The sequence below is a fragment of the Stenotrophomonas sp. 116085_Sma genome (assembly GCF_056479585.1).
This window is the reverse complement of record NZ_CM151057.1, coordinates 2,025,958-2,044,493: the sequence shown is the minus strand read 5'-3', so window position 1 is coordinate 2,044,493 and position 18,536 is coordinate 2,025,958. Positions and strand designations below refer to the sequence as shown.

16 protein-coding genes are annotated in these 18,536 nt (G+C 67.1%); 12 read left to right on the top strand and 4 right to left on the bottom strand.

Translation table 11 applies throughout. The features are described 5' to 3' along the window. The first annotated feature begins 2 nt into the window (after nt 1–2). Both ACZK0Z_RS09645 and ACZK0Z_RS09640 read left to right on the top strand, forming a co-directional pair. Nucleotides 3–3,113 carry an error-prone DNA polymerase gene (locus tag ACZK0Z_RS09645; RefSeq protein ID WP_197632205.1) on the top strand — a complete coding sequence of 1,037 codons (3,111 nt, stop codon included), beginning with the start codon at nt 3–5 and terminating at the stop codon, nt 3,111–3,113. Nucleotides 3,114–3,194: 81 nt separating this feature from the next. Further along, the gene (locus tag ACZK0Z_RS09640) at nt 3,195–3,701 is read left to right on the top strand and encodes a hypothetical protein (RefSeq protein ID WP_197632204.1); all 507 of its coding nucleotides are present in this window, start codon (nt 3,195–3,197) and stop codon (nt 3,699–3,701) included. 102 nt (nt 3,702–3,803) lie between these two features. Here the strand turns inward: ACZK0Z_RS09640 and ptsJ are convergent, their stop codons facing one another. Then, a complete protein-coding gene (gene ptsJ / locus ACZK0Z_RS09635) occupies nt 3,804–5,090 on the bottom strand; it encodes a MocR-like B6 salvage transcription factor PtsJ (protein WP_049427140.1) in 1,287 nt (428 codons plus the stop codon). A gap of 76 nt (nt 5,091–5,166) precedes the next feature. Between ptsJ and ACZK0Z_RS09630 the strand changes: the two genes are divergently transcribed. The 10 genes from ACZK0Z_RS09630 to ACZK0Z_RS09585 all read left to right on the top strand — a co-directional run bounded on the left by ACZK0Z_RS09630 (nt 5,167) and on the right by ACZK0Z_RS09585 (nt 13,636). Further along, a complete protein-coding gene (locus ACZK0Z_RS09630) occupies nt 5,167–5,940 on the top strand; it encodes a YggS family pyridoxal phosphate-dependent enzyme (RefSeq protein ID WP_049427141.1) in 774 nt (257 codons plus the stop codon). Continuing rightward, entirely contained in the window at nt 5,937–6,638 is a 702-nt protein-coding gene (locus ACZK0Z_RS09625; protein ID WP_197632203.1) for a glutamine amidotransferase, read from the top strand. Before ACZK0Z_RS09630 ends, ACZK0Z_RS09625 begins: the two co-directional genes overlap by 4 nt. Then, nucleotides 6,635–6,859 (top strand): hypothetical protein, encoded by a 225-nt coding sequence (locus ACZK0Z_RS09620; protein ID WP_197632202.1) that lies wholly within the window; start codon nt 6,635–6,637, stop codon nt 6,857–6,859. The genes ACZK0Z_RS09625 and ACZK0Z_RS09620 overlap by 4 nt, the downstream gene beginning before the upstream one ends. A 69-nt stretch (nt 6,860–6,928) precedes the next feature. Continuing rightward, nucleotides 6,929–7,435: a hypothetical protein gene (locus tag ACZK0Z_RS09615; RefSeq protein ID WP_197632109.1), complete on the top strand. Its 507-nt coding sequence runs from the start codon at nt 6,929–6,931 to the stop codon at nt 7,433–7,435. Nucleotides 7,436–7,516: 81 nt separating this feature from the next. Next, on the top strand, nt 7,517–8,056 hold the full coding sequence (locus tag ACZK0Z_RS09610) for a hypothetical protein (protein ID WP_197632110.1): 540 nt from the start codon (nt 7,517–7,519) through the stop codon (nt 8,054–8,056). A 118-nt stretch (nt 8,057–8,174) separates the two neighbouring features. After that, nucleotides 8,175–8,684: an RNA polymerase sigma factor gene (locus ACZK0Z_RS09605; protein WP_049427146.1), complete on the top strand. Its 510-nt coding sequence runs from the start codon at nt 8,175–8,177 to the stop codon at nt 8,682–8,684. Beyond that, a complete protein-coding gene (locus tag ACZK0Z_RS09600; RefSeq protein WP_197632111.1) occupies nt 8,681–9,607 on the top strand; it encodes a FecR family protein in 927 nt (308 codons plus the stop codon). The genes ACZK0Z_RS09605 and ACZK0Z_RS09600 overlap by 4 nt, the downstream gene beginning before the upstream one ends. Before the next feature lie 64 nt (nt 9,608–9,671). Continuing rightward, entirely contained in the window at nt 9,672–12,143 is a 2,472-nt protein-coding gene (locus ACZK0Z_RS09595) for a TonB-dependent receptor (protein WP_459004743.1), read from the top strand. After that, the gene (locus ACZK0Z_RS09590) at nt 12,130–12,930 is read left to right on the top strand and encodes a ChaN family lipoprotein (RefSeq protein ID WP_049429231.1); all 801 of its coding nucleotides are present in this window, start codon (nt 12,130–12,132) and stop codon (nt 12,928–12,930) included. The genes ACZK0Z_RS09595 and ACZK0Z_RS09590 overlap by 14 nt, the downstream gene beginning before the upstream one ends. Beyond that, nucleotides 12,923–13,636 carry an energy transducer TonB family protein gene (locus tag ACZK0Z_RS09585; RefSeq protein WP_100443816.1) on the top strand — a complete coding sequence of 238 codons (714 nt, stop codon included), beginning with the start codon at nt 12,923–12,925 and terminating at the stop codon, nt 13,634–13,636. The genes ACZK0Z_RS09590 and ACZK0Z_RS09585 overlap by 8 nt, the downstream gene beginning before the upstream one ends. Nucleotides 13,637–13,896: 260 nt before the next feature. Here ACZK0Z_RS09585 and ACZK0Z_RS09580 read toward each other — a convergent pair whose 3' ends face one another. The 3 genes from ACZK0Z_RS09580 to adiC are packed head-to-tail and all read right to left on the bottom strand — an operon-like array spanning nt 13,897 to nt 18,489. Continuing rightward, a complete protein-coding gene (locus ACZK0Z_RS09580; protein ID WP_049430542.1) occupies nt 13,897–14,799 on the bottom strand; it encodes a cation diffusion facilitator family transporter in 903 nt (300 codons plus the stop codon). A 28-nt stretch (nt 14,800–14,827) separates the two neighbouring features. Beyond that, nucleotides 14,828–17,116, bottom strand: a complete 2,289-nt coding sequence (locus ACZK0Z_RS09575) for an Orn/Lys/Arg family decarboxylase (protein ID WP_197632113.1) — start codon at nt 17,114–17,116, stop codon at nt 14,828–14,830. 20 nt (nt 17,117–17,136) lie between these two features. Beyond that, nucleotides 17,137–18,489, bottom strand: a complete 1,353-nt coding sequence (adiC, locus tag ACZK0Z_RS09570) for an arginine/agmatine antiporter (protein WP_049430545.1) — start codon at nt 18,487–18,489, stop codon at nt 17,137–17,139. Nucleotides 18,490–18,536 lie beyond the last annotated feature (47 nt).

The following is an 18,536-nucleotide window of genomic DNA, read 5'->3' as shown; positions in this document are numbered from 1 at the left end:
CCATGCACAGCGAACTGCCCGGCTACGCCGAACTGCACTGCCTGTCAGCCTTCAGTTTCCAGCGTGGTGCTTCGATCGCCGAAGAGCTGTTCGCGCGCGCCGCCGGCCAGGGCTACCGCGCGTTGGCGATCACCGACGAATGCTCGCTGGCCGGCATCGTGCGTGCCTGGCAGGCGGCGAAGGCGCATGGCGTGGCGCTGATCGTCGGTGCCGAATTCCAGGTCGAGGACGGACCCAAGCTGGCCCTGCTGTGCACCGACCAGGCCGCCTATGCCGGGCTGTGCCAGTTGATCACTACCTGCCGGCGGCGCGCGGCCAAGGGCGAGTACCGTTGCCTGCGCGAGGACCTGCTCGGCCTGCCCGACGGCCTGCTGTGCCTGTGGCTGGACCGGCAACCGGCCGCCACCGATCTGGAACTGCTGCGCGCCGGCTTCAATGATCGACTGTGGCTGGCGGTGGAACTGCACCACGAACACGACGACGCACGCCGCCTGCAGCAGCTGCAGGCCTTCGGCGAACGCCATCACCTGCCGCTGGTCGCCAGTGGCGATGTGCACATGCACGTGCGACGCCGCCGCGCCCTGCAGGACACGCTGACCGCGATCCGCCATCGCTGCAGCGTGGCCGAAGCCGGCTGGCGCCTGTTTCCCAACGGCGAGCGCCACCTGCGCCCGCGCAGCGCACTGGCCCAGTTGTACCCGCCCGAACTGCTGGCCGAGACCCTGCGCATCGCAGAACGCTGTCACTTCACCCTCGAGCAGCTGCAGTACACCTACCCGCGCGAACTGGTGCCGGAGGGGCATGACCCGGACAGCTGGCTGCGCGAGCTGGTCGAAGAAAAGATTCCCTGGCGTTGGCCAGAAGGCATCAAGGACGCACAGCGCAAGCAGATCGAACATGAGCTGGCGTTGATCCGGGAGAAAAACTACGCCTCCTACTTCCTTACCGTGCATGACATCGTGCGCTTCGCCCGCAGCCAGGACATCCTCTGCCAAGGGCGTGGCTCGGCGGCCAACTCGGCGGTGTGCTTCGTGCTGGGCGTGACCGAGATCGATCCTGCGCGCAGCAACCTGCTGTTCGAACGCTTCATCTCCGCCGAGCGCGACGAGCCGCCGGATATCGACATCGACTTCGAGCACGAGCGCCGCGAAGAGGTGCTGCAGTACGTGTTCAAGCGCTATGGCCGCGAACGTGCTGCGCTGACCGCAGTGGCGATCAGTTACCGTGGCCGCAGCGCGATCCGCGACGTGGCCCGCGCACTCGGCCTGCCGATGGACCAGGTCAACGAACTGGGTGCGGCGATGGACCATTGGGGCGGTCATGTACCGCTGCCGGAGACCCTGCGCGAGCGCGGCTTCGATCCGGACACACCGCTGATGCGGCGACTGCTGGCACTGACTGCCGAACTGATCGACTTCCCGCGCCACCTGTCGCAGCACCCGGGTGGTTTCGTGATCTCCGAACATCCGCTGTCGACGCTGGTACCGGTAGAGAACGCGGCGATGGCCGATCGCACCGTCATCCAGTGGGACAAGGACGACCTGGATGCCACCGGCCTGATGAAGGTCGACTGCCTGGCACTGGGCATGCTCACCGCCATCCGCAAGTGCCTGGCGATGCTCAAGCAGCACGGCCTGCACGAAGGACGCATGGATGCGATCCCCGATGAAGACGGTCCGACCTACGACATGATCTGCGCCGCCGACACCATCGGCGTATTCCAGATCGAGTCGCGCGCGCAGATGGCCATGTTGCCACGCCTGCAGCCACGCGAGTTCTATGACCTGGTGATCGAAGTGGCGATCGTGCGTCCCGGCCCGATCCAGGGTGACATGGTGCACCCCTATCTGGAGCGGCGAAGGATCCTGCGCGAGCAAGGCCCGGATGCGCTGAACGATCCGGATAATCCGCTCTATCCATCACGGCTGGAACGCGTGTTCGCACGCACGTTGGGCGTGCCGCTGTTCCAGGAACAGGTAATGCAGCTGGCGGTGGTGGCTGCCGATTACACACCAGGCCAGGCCGATGCGCTGCGCCGCTCGATGGCGGCCTGGAAACGCCGTGGCGGGCTGGAACCGCATCGCGAGAAGCTGCTGTCCGGCATGCTGAAGAACGGCTTCAGCCGCGAGTATGGCGAGCACCTGTTCGAGCAGATCAAGGGCTTCGGCGATTACGGTTTCCCGGAAAGCCACGCCGCCAGCTTCGCCCTGCTCACCTATGCCAGCTGTTGGCTGAAGTGCCACCACCCGGCCGCGTTCACCGCCAGCCTGATCAACAGCCAGCCGTTGGGGTTCTACAGCCCCGATCAACTGCTGCAGGACGCACGCCGCCATGGCATCCGCGTGCTGCCGGTGGACGTGCGCCACAGCGACTGGGACTGCACCCTGGATTTCAGCAAGGGCGCGGCGTCGATCCGGCTCGGCCTGCGCCTGATCGACGGCTGCAACGAAGCGGCCGTGCAGGCCATCATGCGCGAGCGCGCGCGGCGGCCGTTCGAGGACGTCGGCGACCTGTGCCAGCGCACCGCCCTGGACCGCCGCCACCAGGGCCTGCTGGCCGATGCCGGTGCGCTGCGTGGGCTCAGCGGCCATCGCCATCGCGCACGCTGGGATATCTCCGGCGTGGAGAACCGATTGCCGTTGTTCGACCAGGCGCGTGCCACCGTCGAGGCCCGCGTGCCGTTGCCCCTGCCCAGCGCATGGGACGACATGCAGGCCGATTACCGCAGCACCGGCACCACCCTCGGCCGCCATCCGATCTCGTTCCTGCGCACGCAGCTGCGCAGCCGTGGCTGCCTGGATGCCGCACAACTGGCGGGGCACGGCCATGGCCGCCGCGTGCGCATCGCCGGCCTGGTACGCATGCGCCAGCGCCCGCAGACCGCCAGTGGCGTTACCTTCCTGACCCTCGAGGACGAGACCGGCATGGTCAATGCGGTGGTCTGGCGCCACCTGGCCGACCGCCAGCACCGGGTGCTGGTCGACACCCAGCTGATGCAGATCGATGGCCGCCTGGAACGCGTTGATGGCGTGCAGCATGTCATCGTGCAGCGCATGCATTGCCTGGATGAGCTGCTGCAGGGACTGCGCAGCCACAGCCGCGATTTCCACTGACGATACACATCGTCACACAACGAACTGGCCTTTGCCCGCTGGCATCCGCTATCGTCGGCACATCCAAGGAAGGACGACCCGATGCCCCGTGCGCTGCTGCTGACCACCCTGGTGGTCTCGACCCTTGCCCTGCTCGTTTCCGGCTGGACCGCCTGGAGCCTGCATCGCAGCCAATCGCCAGAGCGGATCATCGAAGCGCGCGGCCTCGTCATCCACGACGCAGGCGGCCAGCCGCGGGTGATCCTTGGTGCGCCGGTGCCGGACCCCCTCAGCAAGGGCCGCACCCAAGGCCCGCGTGCCACCGCGCTGTCCGGCCTGATCCTGCTTGGGCCCGACGGTTCCGAGCGCGGCGGTTATGGCACCAGCGACCGCGGCGGCGAAGCCCTGCTCACTCTGGACGATGCCACCGGCACCACCGAAGTCTTCAAGGTCGTCGCCAACCCGGACCGTGGCGCCAGCCTGATGGTCAAGCACCAGAACAACACCGGCGCCATGCTCACGTCCTGGCAGGGCAAGCCGGAGCTGATGTTTGTCGATGACAGTGGCCAGTCCTACTACGTGCGCCCGGGCGCGAACGCCGCGCCCTGACCTGCTTGTGTAGAGTCGAGCCATGCTCGACTGCTTCTATCAACAGCAGCCGAGCATGGCTCGGCTCTACAAAGGCGAAGCAACGTCGGGCATGGCTCGACGCTACACCCCACACACCGCCGCCAGATCATCGGCCAGCTGCCGCAGCTGCGCCGCCCCCAGCGCCGCGCAGGTGAGGCGCAGGCCATGCCCCGGTGCTGCCACCGCGAACACTTCGCCCGCGCGCACATGCCATCCGCGCGAAGCCAGCGCCAGCACCTGCGGATGGCTGTCAGCCTGCAGCGGCAGCCACAGGTTCAATCCTTCCATCGGCTGTGGCGTCGGCACGCCACGCGCCCGCAGCAGTTCCTGCAGCGACTGCAACCGCTGCTGGTAACACTTCCCCGCCGAGACGATCTTCGCCCGTTGCGACGCCGACGCCAGTACCGACGTCGCCGCATCCTGCAGCAGGTGACTGACCCAGCCAATACCGGACGCCAACCGCAACCGCAGCCGCATCGCAGTCTCTTCATCGCAGGCCAGCCAGGCCAGCCGCAGGTCCGGGCCCAGCGGCTTGGACAGCGAGCGCAGCAGCGCCCAGCGCCGGCCATCCAGCGGCAGCACCGAGTGATAGGCCTGCTGCGAGAGCAGTGCGTAGTGATCGTCGATCAACACCGCCACCTGCGGATAGGCGGCCAGCAGCTGGCGCAATGCGCGTGCCCGCTTCGCATCCAGGCTGGCACCGGTCGGATTGTGCGCCCGTGGGGTCAACAGCACCGCACGTGCGCCGCTCTCCAGTGCCTGCCGCAGCGATTCGACCTGCATGCCGTGTTCATCCACCGCCACCGGCAACGGCGCGTGGCCCACAGCATTGAGCACATTGAGGCTGCCGAGGAAGCATGGATCTTCCACCGCGATGCGATCGCCCGGCAGCAGCCACGCCGCCAGCAGGCGTTCGATGCCATCGACCGCGCCATGGGTCAGTTCCAGCGCATAGCCCTCGGGGCAGTCCACATCCAGCGAGGCCCGCGCCAACGCTTGCAGTCGCGGATCGACCGTGCCCACGCCATACAGCCGTGGCGCGGCCGGCGCCAGGCGCAGACTGGGCAACAGGCGCGGGTCCGGATTGCCACCGGCCAGGTCATGCAGGGCCAGCCCGGGCACACTGCCCTCGCGGGCCAGCGTCGGCGGCAGGCCACGCACCACCGTGCCGCGCCGGCCCGCGGTGCTGGCCAGGCCCGCCGCATCCAATCGCTTGTAGGCGGCGGCCACGGTGTTGCGATTGACCCCCAGCTGGTCGGCCAGATCGCGCACCGGCGGCAGCACGCTGCCGGCTGGCAGACGGCCCTTGCCGATGCCATCGCGGATGCTGTCGAAGATCGACTCGGCGCTATGCCCGGTGATTTTCATTTTGTCCTATGCCAAAATAATTCTTGTCCTGTGCCAGTGTATCCCACCCTGGCCGCCCTGCATTGGAGGTGCCCGCATGCCCCTTGCCGCCGCCGACTGGCCCGTCGCCCAGTCTGTTGAACAGATCGCCGCCAACCTGGTCACGGTGCGACAACGCATCGCCGATGCCTGTGCCCGCGTAGGCCGGGATCCGGCCAGCGTGCGCCTGCTGCCAGTCAGCAAGACCGTCGATGACGCCCGCATCCGCATGGCGGTGGCCGCCGGCTGCCACGAACTGGGCGAGAACAAGGTGCAGGAGGCACAGCGCAAGGCCGAGACAATGGCCGACCTGGGCGTGCACTGGTCGGTGATCGGCCATCTGCAGACCAACAAGGCACGCTACGTGGCGCGCTTTGCCAGCGAGTTCCAGGCGCTGGACAGCCTGCGCGTAGCCGAGGCGCTGCAGCAGCGCCTGCAGCTGGAAAATCGCACACTGGATGTATTCGTCCAGGTCAACACGTCTGCGGAACCCAGCAAGTACGGCCTGGAACCCGACGCCGTCGAGACCTTCGTGCAGCAGCTGCCAGTCTTCGACAGGCTACGCGTGCGCGGCCTGATGACCCTGGCCATCTTCGCTCCCGAAGTCGAACGTGTGCGCGCGTGCTTCGTGCGCCTGCGTGAACTGCGCGACCAGCTGCAGCATACCGCCCCACCCGGCATCGACCTGTCGCAGCTGTCGATGGGCATGTCCGGGGACTTCGAAGTGGCCATCGAGGAAGGCGCCACCGTAGTCCGCGTCGGCCAGGCCATCTTCGGCGCCCGCGCCACTCCGGACAGCTTCTACTGGCCGAACAACGGAGCCCCGGCATGAAGAACGCGGTTGTCCTGCAACACGTTGCCTTTGAAGACCTCGGCACCCTGCAGCCACTGCTGTCGGCGCAGGGCTGGCAACTGCAGGTGCTGCAGGCTGGTGTAGATGCACTCGATCCGGCCGAAGCGGCTGACCTGCTGGTGGTGCTGGGGGGGCCGATCAGCGTCAACGATGTTGATCTTTACCCGTTCCTCAACGACAGCATCGCGCTGTTGAAGGCGCGGTTGCAGCAGCAGCGGCCCACGCTGGGCATCTGCCTCGGCGCGCAGCTGATGGCGCGTGCGCTGGGTGCCAGCGTTGCCCCCAGTGGCGGCAAGGAGATCGGTTTCGCGCCGCTGCTGCTCACCGATGAGGGCCAGCGCTCGCCGCTGCAGGCACTGCAGGGCATTCCGGTACTGCACTGGCACGGCGAAGCGTTCGAGCTTCCAGCCGATGCACGTCGCCTGGCCAGCACGCCAGCCTGCCGCCACCAGGCCTTTGCCATCGGCCAGCACGCGTTGGCCCTGCAATGCCATCCGGAACTGGATGCCCGCCAGTTCGAGCGCTGGCTGATCGGCCACACGCTGGAGCTGGCCCAGGCCGGCATCGACCCCAACGACCTGCGCGCGCAGGCACGCCGCTATGGCGCACCACTGGCCGCAGCCGCCACTGCGATGTTCGACCACTGGCTGCAGGACCTGCCGGAGATACCGCGATGAACTACCGGTTGCAGATCCACCGCGACGGCGCCTACTGGGGCCACTTTGATTGCAGCGGGCCCGATGCCCTGCAGCGCATGAACAGCATCGCCGCGCAGCTGCCTGCCCACCAGGGCTTCCAGTTGAAGCGGCAGAAGGGGAGCGGCGAAGAGCGCATCCTCTCCAGCAATGCCGACGGACTGCGTGTGCTGGCCGCGCAGATCCAGTACCGCGACATTTGACCCGACGATGGTAGTGCCGGCCGCTGGCCGGCACTACCCGACGGCATTCCGGCATGCCAATCTTCCACCATGCTGACCCTGCAACGCGGCAACCACCACGGGCTGCTTGTCGCCCCGCGCTGGCCCTCCACCCATATCCAGATCGAAGCAGAGGTGCTGCAACGATTGCTCGACGCGCAGGCACGCCTGCCTGCTGAACTGCGCCTGCTGCTCACACGCGGCTTCGAATCCCGCCACAGTCGCCTCGGCGGGTTCCGCCGCGCGGTACGGCGGCTCGGCATCGTGGTGTTCCGCACCTGCTACCCGCGGCGCCGCGATGAAGTCGATGCCATCTTCGGTGCCAACGGTCACGACATCGATGGCCGTCACGTCGATGTTTCCATGGTGCTGCGCGGCCAGCGTCTACGGCTGCTGACACTAGGCGTTTTCACGCCAACCGGCTGGCAGGCGCGCCGCGTCGCCCGCCATGCCGAGGCGATCGCTCGGGTGAAGCACAGCCTGCAGCAGTGCGGCTTCCAGCTGCACCACAACCCGACCGAAGCACTGCAGATCCACTGCGACTACCTGCCCCGGTAGTGCCGGCCGCTGGCCGGCAGCGGTGTGCCGCAGCACCCGCCATAGGCTGACGTATTCCCTCGTGCAGGCGATACTCCCACCATGTTCGATGTACCTGCTCACCTGCACGGCATCGCCTGCGATCTTCAGCAACGGCTCGATCGCATCCAGGCGCAGCCCAGCAGCAACGACTGCCAGCTGCTGATCGATGGGGAAGCACTGCGCTTCCCCTATCGCCTCTACGCCTACGGCGCGCGACTGGAACGCCTGGCATCTTCCTTGCCGGGCGATCAGCGCCTGCTGTGCCTGTGCCTGGCCACCCGGCATCCCGATGGCTTCCTGCGACAACGGGCCGTTGAGGCATTGGGGCAGGCATCGGCGCCATGGGTCCTGGCGTTCCACCTGGCGCTGCTCAACGAGTACGTCGAAGAGATCGCGCTGACGATCGACCAGCATGCCCGGAGGATCGGCCTGGCCGCTTACGCCCCCCTGGTCCGCGAGAACGCCGCCTTCTTCGAACGGTGCATGCAGCGTGCCGCAAGCTATTGGAATGCCTACCACAGGCAACGGCATCCAGCGCTGCGCACCTTTCCCGCCTACCGCCTGCTGCTGGAGATGCGCAGCGCCAGCCGCGCGGGCTGATCGGCCACCCAGCGCAGCGGCCTCGCGTCACAGATGAAAATGATTCTCTTTTGCTGTAAGGTGCAGCCGCTGCCCTTGCCGCCGCGGGCTGTTCCCTTTCCCAGTTGTCGCCCGCCCCGTGTCCACGCCTGTCGAACCGACGGATGTCGCGCATCTGTGCGCGGCCCATTACCGGCCGCTGCACGCCCATGTCCGCCGTAAACTCCCGCAACGCAGCGACGCCGATGACGTCGTCCAGGAAACCTGGCTGCGTGTCGTCAAAGTCGCCGCCAGCGGTCTGCTGAGCAATGGCCGTGCATACCTGTATCGCGTTGCCCACAACCTGATCGTCGACCACTATCGGCAACGCCAGCGTCGTCGCGAAGAGGCGCTGGAGGATGCCCAGCTGCATGCCATCGCCGATCCTGCGCCCCTGCCGGAACAGCGCCTGCTTGATGCCGAACAGCTGCGCCATCTCGATGCCATCATCGCCGCGTTGCCGCCGCGCGCGCGGCAGGTGTTCCTGCTGGCCCGCGTGGAACAGATGGCGTTGGCCGAGATTGGCCGCCAGCTCGGCATCAGCCGGCAGACCGCGCATGGCCATCTGCTGCGCGCCCTGGTCGCCCTGCAGCAGGTACCCGGCGCATGAGCCAGGAGGCCATTGCGCGCGAAGCTGCCCGCTGGTGGCTGGATGGGCACGACGGCGACCGCGACGAGAACGCGTTCGAGCAATGGTGCCGGGCCGATCCAAGCCATGCCGCGCAGTACCTGCACCTGCAGCAGCTGTGGCAGGCCGGTGCGACGATGCCCAGCCTGCAGCGGCAACAACAACGACGGCAGCGCCGCCGCCTGGGTGAAGCCGGCCTTGCGGTGCTGCTGCTGTGTGCGCTCGGCCTGTACAGCCGCCATGCCTCACCGCCTGCTGCGCAGGTATTGCGCACCGCGTCCGGCGAGATCCGTGACGAAACCCTGGCGGATGGTTCGCATGTACTGCTGTCGCCGGGCAGCGAAGTGCATGTCCGCATCGACGCACAGCGCCGCCAGCTGCAGCTGGAGCGCGGCCAGGCCTGGTTCCAAGTCAGCGTCGACGCTGCGCGACCGTTTCAGGTACACACACCGCACGGTACCGTCACCGCGCTGGGCACCGCGTTTGATCTGGCCGTGCAGCGTGACGACAGCGTGGTCACGGTCACCGAGCATCGCGTGCGCGTGGACGGCGGCAGCGGCAACCTGCAGGCCACCGAAGGGCAGCAGCTGCGCTTCGACGGAAAGACGGCGGCCCTGCCGCATGCCGCCGATGCAGGTGCGATGGCCTGGCGCGAGCGACGGCTGCATTGGGTGTCCGCTCCGCTCGCCGAGGTCACCCAGGGCCTGGATCGCTGGCATGGCGGGCGCACCTGGATTGTCGGCGCCCGCCTGCGCCAGCAGCCGGTCACTCTGCTCGGCAGTGCTGATGATGCGGCCGGCAACCGCGACCAGCTGGCCGCGCAGCTGCATGTGCGCGTGCTGCGGATCGGCGCAGGAATGCAGGTGTGGCTGCCGCCGCGACGGGAACAACGCGATGCACCCTGACATCGGCCCTCGTTCCGCGTCTACCCAGGATGACGACGCTCTGCGTCAACCCCTGGAGCCCCCGATGCTGTGCCCCCGCCCCCTTGTCCTTGCCCTGTCGCTGGCCTGCGCCGGCACCGTCCCACTGCTGCCGACCAGTGCCCATGCACAGGCCGCCACGCGCAGCTATGACCTGCCCGCCCAGCCACTGCCTGCCGCACTGGATGCCTACAGCCGGCTGACCGGTATCGATCTGGTCGTCGGCGCGGCGCTTCCCGCCGGTCATGCCGCGCCCGCGCTGCGCGGCGACTTCGACGATGCGCAGGCCCTGTCGCACCTGCTGGCCGGCAGCGGCCTGCGTCCGCGCTTCATCCATGCACGCCGCGCCACCCTGGAGCCGGCGCCGGCCGAACGCCGCGACGGCAGCCGCCGCACCGGCCCGCTGCGTGTGCAGGGCGACACCGCGCACGGCAATGCACCGGGCAGCGGAGCCAGCCAGTACGTGCCGGCCACCCACGATGGCTTCGCACCCACTGTCGGTAGCGAGCGCTTGGCGATGGCCGAACGCCAGGACGGCAACAGCCTGCTGCGCTCGATGCCCGGTACCCACAGCTTCCATTCGCGCAGCCAACCGGGCCTGCAGGTCAACATCCGCGGCATGACCGGTGCCGGCCGGGTCAACACCATGATCGACGGTGTCACCCAGACCTTCCGCAACAATGCCGGCCATGGCTCGGGTGGCCCCTTCGCCTACGTCGATCCGTTCCTGCTGGCCGGTGTGGACGTGCAGCGCGGTGCGGTCGCTGGCGGTGACGGCGCTGGTACGCTGGCCGGCAGTGCCAACTTCCGCACGCTCGATATCGACGATCTGCTCGGCGAGGGTCGCGACTGGGGCCTGCGCGCGGGCTACCGGCATGGCAACAACGGCTATGGCAGCGGCCGCACCTTCGCCGGCGCCTGGCGCCACAGCGAGGACGGCGGTGATCGCCAGTTCGGCCTGCTGGCCGCTGCCAGCAGCAGCCGCAGCAGCGAATACGCCACCGCCCGTGGGCAGAAGAACGCTGCCGACCCGGGCAGCCAGCAGCCCAGCAGCTGGCTGCTGAAAGCCCGCCTGCAGCCCAGCGACCAGCATCGGCTGGACCTGAGCCACATGCGCTACGAAAACGACTTCTACCACAATTACCCGTGGCAGATTTCCGCGCGCAACCAGCGCGCCAGCTACCACTACACGCCCTATACGCCATGGATCGACCTGCGTGCCACCTTCGCCAGCAACAAGACCCGGCTGTTCTACCCGCCGGTGGAGGATTCGAGCTACATCGGCCGCCGCACCCACAGCAGCCTGAGCAGCTGGACCGTCGACAACACCAGCCGCTTTGATATCGGCGCCCTGCAGGCGCGGTGGAACACCGGCATCAAGCATCAGTCGGACATCTACGTGGCCGACACCCCTATCCTGCGCGGTGCCAACCCACAGGGCCGCAGCAAGCTCGACAGTGTGTTCAGCACCCTGGAACTGCAATACGACATCTACGCGCTGACCGCTGGCCTGCGCCAGGATCGATACGGCATCCGCGGCCATATCCCGGTGTGTTCCGACGTGCCGGGCCAATGCACGGAGATCCATGGCGGCGACATCGACGTGCGCCGCAGCGAGCGCGCGCTCAGCCCCAGCCTGGCACTCTCACTGCAGGCCACCGACTGGCTGCAGCTGTTCGCTGAAGTCTCGCGCACCTCGCGGCCGCCGCGTGTGCAGGAGATGTTCTTCGAGAAGATCCCGTTGGAGGGCATGAGTGATGCCGACGGCGTAGGTGCCAATCCGTTCCTGCGCCGCGAGCGCTCACGCAACCTGCAGTTCGGTGCCAACCTCAGCACCGATTCGCTGCTGGTCGACGGTGACCTGGCGCAGCTGCGCATCACCCGTTTCGACAACCGCATCCGCGACTACATCAAGCCGCAGTACCTGCTGATCGTGCATCCGCCGGAACTGGAGCCGTTCGTGGTGCCGATCGACAGCGATCCGCAGCTCAATGCCTGGACCGATGTGCTGGATGCAGACGACTTCACCACCACCACGCGCTGGATGAACCACCCGGGCGTTGTACGCATGCGCGGCATCGAGCTGGAAGCGCACTACGCCAGTGAGCACTACCACGCCACGCTCAGCTGGACCCGCTCGCGCACCAGCGCACCGGCCATCGAGTTCGTCAACCTGGAAGACATCACCGCCCTGCCCGACCGCTACTGGACGCTGGACGTGGGCGGCCGCTGGTGGCAGCAGCGCGTGCAGGCCGGCCTGCGCGCCGAATACTCCGGGCCCACCGAGGAAGGCTACGACTTCTTCCAGACCCGCAAGACCGGCGGCACCGGTGTGCTGCTCGACTTCTACGCCAGATTCAAGCCACAGGCCAATACCACGCTGTGGCTGAACATCGAAAACCTGCAGAACAAGTCCTATGACAACAATGCCTCGATCGACAGCATCTTCAGCCCGATCCTGGACCGCGGCAACGGCCGTGGCCGCACCGTCTCGATGGGCATCAATGTGGCGTTCTAGCCGTCGCTGGTTGCCGCTGTGCCTGCTGGCGCTGGCGGGCGTGGCTGGCGCCCAGTCGATGCCCGGCACGGTGACCGACCTGGCCAGCGGCCAGCATCTGGACGAGGCCGCATTCGTGCAGCGTGCGGCCAATGCGCAGCGGCTGCTGCTGGGTGAACGCCATGACCTCGCCGGAGACCATGCGGCCCAGCGCTGGCTGCTGCATGCCCTGCAACAGGTGCGCCCGCAAGGCGCGCTGGTGATGGAGATGATTGCCAGCGAGCGCCAGCCGCGCCTGCAACGGGTGCAGCGCTGGCTGGCCAGGGGCACCCATGCCGAGGGTGCACGCCTGCAGGATCTGCTGGACTGGGATGCGCGCTGGCCGTGGGCCGCGTATGGCGGGCTGGTACGGGAGGCTGCCGATGCAGGCACGCCGTTGTTCGGTGGCAACCTGTCGCGTGCCGAGGTCAACGCGCTGCTGGCCTCGACCGAGGGCGTGCGATTCCCAGTGGCCGCTGCCCGCCAGCGCCTGTCGGCGGTGGTGCTGGCCCAGCACGCAGACGCGGCACCGATGCTGGAAGGGATGCTGGCCGTACAACAGGCCCGCGACACGCGCATGGCGCAGGTGCTGCTCGACGCGCCCGCACCGGCGCTGCTGGTAGCAGGTCGCTGGCATGTACTGCGCGGTACCGGGGTACCGGGCTACCTGTCACCGGATACGCCTGCGTTGGTGATCGCATTGGCTTCACCGGGTGAAACCGTCGATGCAGCTGATGCCGATCTGCTGTGGGTGCTGGACGATGAGTGAGCGCGGCCAACACTGGCAGGCGATCGCGATCACCGTCGTCCTGCATCTGCTGCCACTGCTGCTGTTGGTGCACTGGGTCGCGATGCCGCCGATGCTGCCGCCGCCGGAGCAGGACGTGCGCATCAGCCTGCGCCTGCTGGCACCGGCCACGCCGCCACAGCCGGTAGAGGAGCGCCAGGCCGAAACCCCCAGCCAGGCGCAGCAGGCCCGCGCCTCGCAGCCCACGAAGTCACCGCCGCCGCCCAAGTCTACGGCGGCGCGCGACGGAGAGCAGGCCGCCAGCGAAACGGGTGGCACGGGCCGCCAGCCAGTGCCGGTCGCCCCGCCTGCGGCCGCGACCGATGCAAGTCCCGCACCGGCATCGATCACGGCCGCGCCGCCCGCTCCGGACGCGCCACCGGCAGACTTCCAGGCCGGCGCCGCCAGCGACCAGTGGGAAGCCCGCCTGATGGCGCGGCTGGAACGTTACCGCTATTACCCCGCCGCCGCGCGCTCGCGCCGGCAGCAGGGCACTGCCTGGGTCAGGGCCAGCATCGACCGCGAAGGTCGCCTGCTGGCCCTGCGGCTGGAGCAGTCCAGTGGCCAGCCGATGCTCGATGACGCAGCCCTGCAGACCTTCCGTCGCGCCCAGCCACTCCCCCCAATTCCCGATGAACTGAAGGCACCTCAGGAACTGGTGGTACCGGTGGAGTACTACCTGCGCTAGGCGCTGTGGAGCTGCGAGGCAGTCTGCGACCTCAACCCGGGTTGAGGTCAAATACACCCCGCGCAACAGAGCAGTCCGCCATGCGCAACGATCGCAGCGTGCTGTATCGCCGGGCCGATGCTCGGCTGCTCCATGCGAACGGCAGTTGTAGAGCCGAGCCCATGCTCGGCTGCTCCATGCGAACGGCAGCCGAGCATGGGCTCGGCTCTACAGGGGAACGGAACCTGGCCGGGCGAGGCCCCGGTGCCAAAGAAGCGGGGCTACGTCCACGCCGGGTCGGCGGTGAAATCGATGGTCAGCCAGAACGTGCCGCCACGGGCATCCAGGCGTACCGCGATCTCGTCGCGCATCGCATCGACCGCGCCCACCGAACCCAACGGCGTCGTCGGGTCAGCCAGCACATGGATCTCGATGAACCGCATGCGCCCCATCTTCGCCACATGGCTGGTGAATCCGGCATAGCCGTGCTCGGCCACGAACGCCTGCATCACCTGCTGCACGCGCCGGTCCAGATCGTCCGGGGCCACCTGCAGCACCTCGCGCATGGCTTTCCAGGCGCTGCGCGCCGGCACCGGCAGCACCGCCAGGCTGATCAATGCCAGCACGATCGAATCAAGGTAAGGCACCCAGTGGTGCCACTCGCCGCCGTGCAACGCCAGTGCCAGTACGAAGGCCAGCACCACCGCCAGGCTCATCAGCCCACCCAACAGCCAGCCACGCACGTCCAGCCACAACAACGCCGAGCGCAGGCGCCGCGCACGCTGCGCGACGAACGCGGCCATCGCCAGGTTGCTGGCACTCAGCAATGCTGCCCACCACAGCGCAGGCCCGAACTTCACTTCGTGCCCGCCCGTGGTCAAACCGATCACCGCGTTGGCCAGCGCATAGACGCAGGCCAACGACAGGATCACCCCACCGAGTGCCTCGACCATCGGCTCCAGGTGCCAGTAGCCGTACTGGAAGCGCGGGCTCTGTTCCCGCGCCACCAGTCGCAGCACCGACAATGACACCAGGGTCAGGGCAACGTCGACCAGGCTGTACACGCCGTCGAACAGGATGGCCTGCGATCCCACCAGCAGGCCACCGCTGAAGCCGACCGCGCTGACCGCGATGGTGACCCCGATCGAGAACTTCAGGATGCGTTGCTCGCGCGCGGTATCCATCGTTCGCCAAAGGGCCGACCGTCGCCGGTCAGGCCTTCAGCACCTCCACCTTGTACGATGTCACGTCGCCGTCCTGCTCGATGATCAGCCCGTGCACATCCGACTCGAAGCCCGGGAAGCGCGCGTTCTGCTCGCGGGCGATGCGCAGCGACTGGATGATCGGTTCGTCACTGTCGCCGAAACGCTCGCCCGGCATGATGGTGGGAATGCCCGGCGGGTACGGAACCAGCATGGTCGCCGCGACGCGGCCACTGAGCTGCTCGATGTCGACCCGCTCGATCTCGCCCTTGACGAGGTGGTTGTAGGCATCGGCCGGGGTCATCACCGGCGTCGGCAGGTCCACGTACATCTCGCGCATCACCTTGGCCACCGAGAACTCCTGGTTGAACGCATGCAGCGCATCGCACAGGTCACGCAGGCCCCAACCAGCGTAGGCGTTCGGATAGTCGGCCGCCAGCGACGGCAGTGCCTGGCTGAGCTGCGCGTTGCGGTCGTACAGTTCCTTGAATGCCATCAGTTCGGTGACCAGCGTGCTCCACTTGCCCTTGGTGATACCCATCGAGAACAGGAACAGCACCGAGTACAGGTTGGTCTTCTCCACAGTGATGCCGCGGCCCCACAGGAACTTGCTCAGCACCGCCGCCGGAATGCCCAGCTTACCCATGCTGCCGTCCATCGCCAGGCCCGGGGTCAGCAGGGTCACCTTGATCGGGTCGATCAGCACATAGTCGTCGACCAGGTTCTCGAAACCATGCCAGTGCGCATCCGGCTGCAGGTACCACTCCTCGCGCTTGGCCACCAGCGGTGCCGGCGTATCGCCCTTGTCCAGGCTGCGTTCGACCTTGGTGGGCTGCCACACGCTGAACCACCAGTCATCGCGGCCAAGGTCGTCACGCACGTGCAGCATCGCGCGACGGAACGCGATCGCCTCGTCATGCATTTCCTGCACCAGCGAACGGCCGGCGTCGCCTTCCATCATCTTCGACGCCACATCACAGGCCGCGATCACCCCGTAATGCGGGCTGGTCGAGGTGTGCATCATGAACGACTCGTTGAAGCGCTCGGCATCCAGGTCGCGCTGCGCCGAATTGCGCACGTGGATCATCGACGCCTGCGAGAACGCGGCCAGCAGCTTGTGCGTGGAATGCGTGGTGAAGATGATCGCATCCTGCTCGCGCGGCTTGCCCTTCGCCATGCCGTAGTGGTTCTCGTAGAACGGATGGAACGCGGCATAGGCGTACCAGGCTTCATCGAAGTGCAGGAAGTCGACCGCGCTGCCGATCTCGTCGGCGATCTTCTCGGCGTTGTAGCACAGGCCGTCATAGGTCGAGTTGGTGACCACCGCGATGCGCGGCTTGGAGCCAGCCTGGTAGGCCTTGCTGGCCAGCGGGTTGGCGGCGATGCGCTGCTGCAGCGATTCCGGCGTGAACTGGTCCAGGCTGATCGGGCCGATGATGCCGTGCGCGTTGCGGCTGGGGGTGAAGTACACCGGCACCGCGCCGGTCATGATCAGCGCGTGCAGCAGCGACTTGTGGCAGTTGCGGTCGACGAACACCACGTCGCCGCGGGCCACCGTGCCGTGCCAGACGATCTTGTTGGCGGTGGAGGTGCCGTTGGTCACGAAGAAGGTATGGTCGGCACCGAAGTTGCGTGCCGCTTCGTTCTCGGCGTCCTTGATCGGGCCGGTGTGGTCGAGCAGCGAGCCCAGCTCCGGCACCGAGATCGACAGGTCGCTGCGCAGGGTGTTCTCACCGTAGAACTGGTGGAATGCACGACCGACCGGCGACTTGGTGAACGCCACGCCGCCGGCATGGCCCGGCGTGTGCCAGGAATAGTTCGACTCGGCCGCATGGTGGATCAGCGCCTTGAAGAACGGCGGCAGCAGGTTCTTCATGTAGTCTTCGGCCGCGCGCATCACCTGCCGCGAGATGAAGCTCTTGGTGTCTTCGAACAGGAAAATGAAGCCGTGGATGTACTTGAGCAGCTTGCTCGGCACCTTCTCGATGGTGCGGCGCTCGCCGTACAGGAACACCGGCAGGTTGGCGCGGCGCGCGCTCTGCTCGCGCAGGAACGCAGTCAGGCGCTGGAACTCGCCATCCACTTCCTCGCTGCCGTCGATCGAGATCAGCACCGCCGACGCCGCCACGTAGGTTCGGGCACCGGCACGGGCATCGTCCAGGTTCAGGCCACACAGCACCCGCTGGTCATTGCTGCGCAGCTCTTCAACCAGGGCACGGATCAGGATGCCGCCGATGCGCGGCGACTCGTAGTCGTTGTCGATGACAATGACCGGATAGTCCAGGGACTTGAAGTACACGTTGATTCTCCTTGTCTAACTCAGGAACGCTGGGCGCCGGCACTGATCGCCGAAGCCTCGCGGGCGCGCTGCCGCTGCTGGCGGCGCTCCTCGCTGAAGAAGGGATAGAACACGGTGATGAACAGCACGAACAGGAACGCGTACTGCACGATGGTTCCCGACGAGCCGTAGATCGCCCACAGGCAGTACACGACGGTCAGGCTGGTCAGCGTCCAGAACGCGCCGGTATGGATGATCGTGTGCGAGCGTTCGACCACGAAGTAGCAGGCCACGCACGAGTAGATGTAGGGCAGCAGGGTCAGCACCACCGCCGCCGAGGTGATCACGTCGAACTGGGCAGACGCGGTTTCCGAAGTGGAGGTGACCAGCACCGCCAGGGTCATCAGCACGGCCACGATCAGCACGCCCTTGACCGGCACGTCGTCCTTGTTGGTCTTGCTGAAAATGCTCGGGAACAGGCCGTCATCGGAGGCGGCCTTGGCGCTCTGTGCGGTCAGCAGGATCCAGCCGCCGAGCGAGCCTGCCGCACCGATGAAGGCACACAGGCTGACCAGCGCACCGCCCCAACCGCCCACCGCCTTGGCCGCAGCCAGCGCAAACGGGGCATCGGAGGTCTGCAGCTCGCCATTGGGCACCATGCCCATGATCACCGAGGAACTGGCGATGTAGGCGATCGCGGCCAGGAACACGCCGGCCAGCGTGGCACGGGCCACGTTCTTTTCCGGGTTCTCGACCACGCCCGCAGTCACCGACGCCGATTCAACGCCGATGAACGCCCACAGGGTCAGTGCCGCAGCGCTGGAGATCGCGCCGAAGTTCGACTCGCCGGACACGTTGTAGGCGCCCTTGAAGATATCGGCATCGAAGAAGAACCAGCCGAAGATGGCGATGCCCAGGATCGGGACCAGCGCAAAGCTGGTGGTGACCGTCTGCACGCGGCTGACGAAGGCCGGGCCGATCACATTGGCGAAGCTCAGCGCCCACACCAGGATCAGCACCGCGATGCAGCGCACCAGCGGCTCGGACAGGATCGGGAAAAAGTAGCTGAAGTAGCCGACCGCCGCGATCGGGATGGCGACGTTGCCGATCCAGTTGGCGAACCAGTAGATGGTGTTGGTCTGGAAGCCCATGTACGGGCCGAACCAGTCACGCGCGTATGCGTACGGACCGCCCGCCTTCGGTGCCAGCTTGCCCAGCTTGGCGAACACGAAGGCCAGCAGCAGCGCGCCCGCGGTGGTGATCAGCCAGCCCCAGATCGAGGCGGTACCGATCTTGGCCAGGCTGGAGGGCAGCAGGAACACGCCTGAGCCCATCATGTTGCCGGCGACGAGGAAGGTGGCTCCGACCACCCCGATTTTCTTTGCTTCTGCCATGACAATCTCCTGTACTGGCATGAGCCCGGTGCGGCCGGGCGTGGGGA

Excerpts from the sequence above, each read along its gene's own strand:
- ACZK0Z_RS09645 (WP_197632205.1), top strand. The coding sequence starts at position 3 with ATGCACAGCGAACTGCCCGGCTACGCCGAACTGCACTGCCTGTCAGCC.
- ACZK0Z_RS09640 (WP_197632204.1), top strand. The coding sequence starts at position 3,195 with ATGCCCCGTGCGCTGCTGCTGACCACCCTGGTGGTCTCGACCCTTGCC.
- ptsJ (WP_049427140.1), bottom strand. The coding sequence starts at position 5,090 with ATGAAAATCACCGGGCATAGCGCCGAGTCGATCTTCGACAGCATCCGC.
- ACZK0Z_RS09630 (WP_049427141.1), top strand. The coding sequence starts at position 5,167 with ATGCCCCTTGCCGCCGCCGACTGGCCCGTCGCCCAGTCTGTTGAACAG.
- ACZK0Z_RS09625 (WP_197632203.1), top strand. The coding sequence starts at position 5,937 with ATGAAGAACGCGGTTGTCCTGCAACACGTTGCCTTTGAAGACCTCGGC.
- ACZK0Z_RS09620 (WP_197632202.1), top strand. The coding sequence starts at position 6,635 with ATGAACTACCGGTTGCAGATCCACCGCGACGGCGCCTACTGGGGCCAC.
- ACZK0Z_RS09615 (WP_197632109.1), top strand. The coding sequence starts at position 6,929 with ATGCTGACCCTGCAACGCGGCAACCACCACGGGCTGCTTGTCGCCCCG.
- ACZK0Z_RS09610 (WP_197632110.1), top strand. The coding sequence starts at position 7,517 with ATGTTCGATGTACCTGCTCACCTGCACGGCATCGCCTGCGATCTTCAG.
- ACZK0Z_RS09600 (WP_197632111.1), top strand. The coding sequence starts at position 8,681 with ATGAGCCAGGAGGCCATTGCGCGCGAAGCTGCCCGCTGGTGGCTGGAT.
- ACZK0Z_RS09595 (WP_459004743.1), top strand. The coding sequence starts at position 9,672 with ATGCTGTGCCCCCGCCCCCTTGTCCTTGCCCTGTCGCTGGCCTGCGCC.
- ACZK0Z_RS09590 (WP_049429231.1), top strand. The coding sequence starts at position 12,130 with ATGTGGCGTTCTAGCCGTCGCTGGTTGCCGCTGTGCCTGCTGGCGCTG.
- ACZK0Z_RS09585 (WP_100443816.1), top strand. The coding sequence starts at position 12,923 with ATGAGTGAGCGCGGCCAACACTGGCAGGCGATCGCGATCACCGTCGTC.
- ACZK0Z_RS09580 (WP_049430542.1), bottom strand. The coding sequence starts at position 14,799 with ATGGATACCGCGCGCGAGCAACGCATCCTGAAGTTCTCGATCGGGGTC.
- adiC (WP_049430545.1), bottom strand. The coding sequence starts at position 18,489 with ATGGCAGAAGCAAAGAAAATCGGGGTGGTCGGAGCCACCTTCCTCGTC.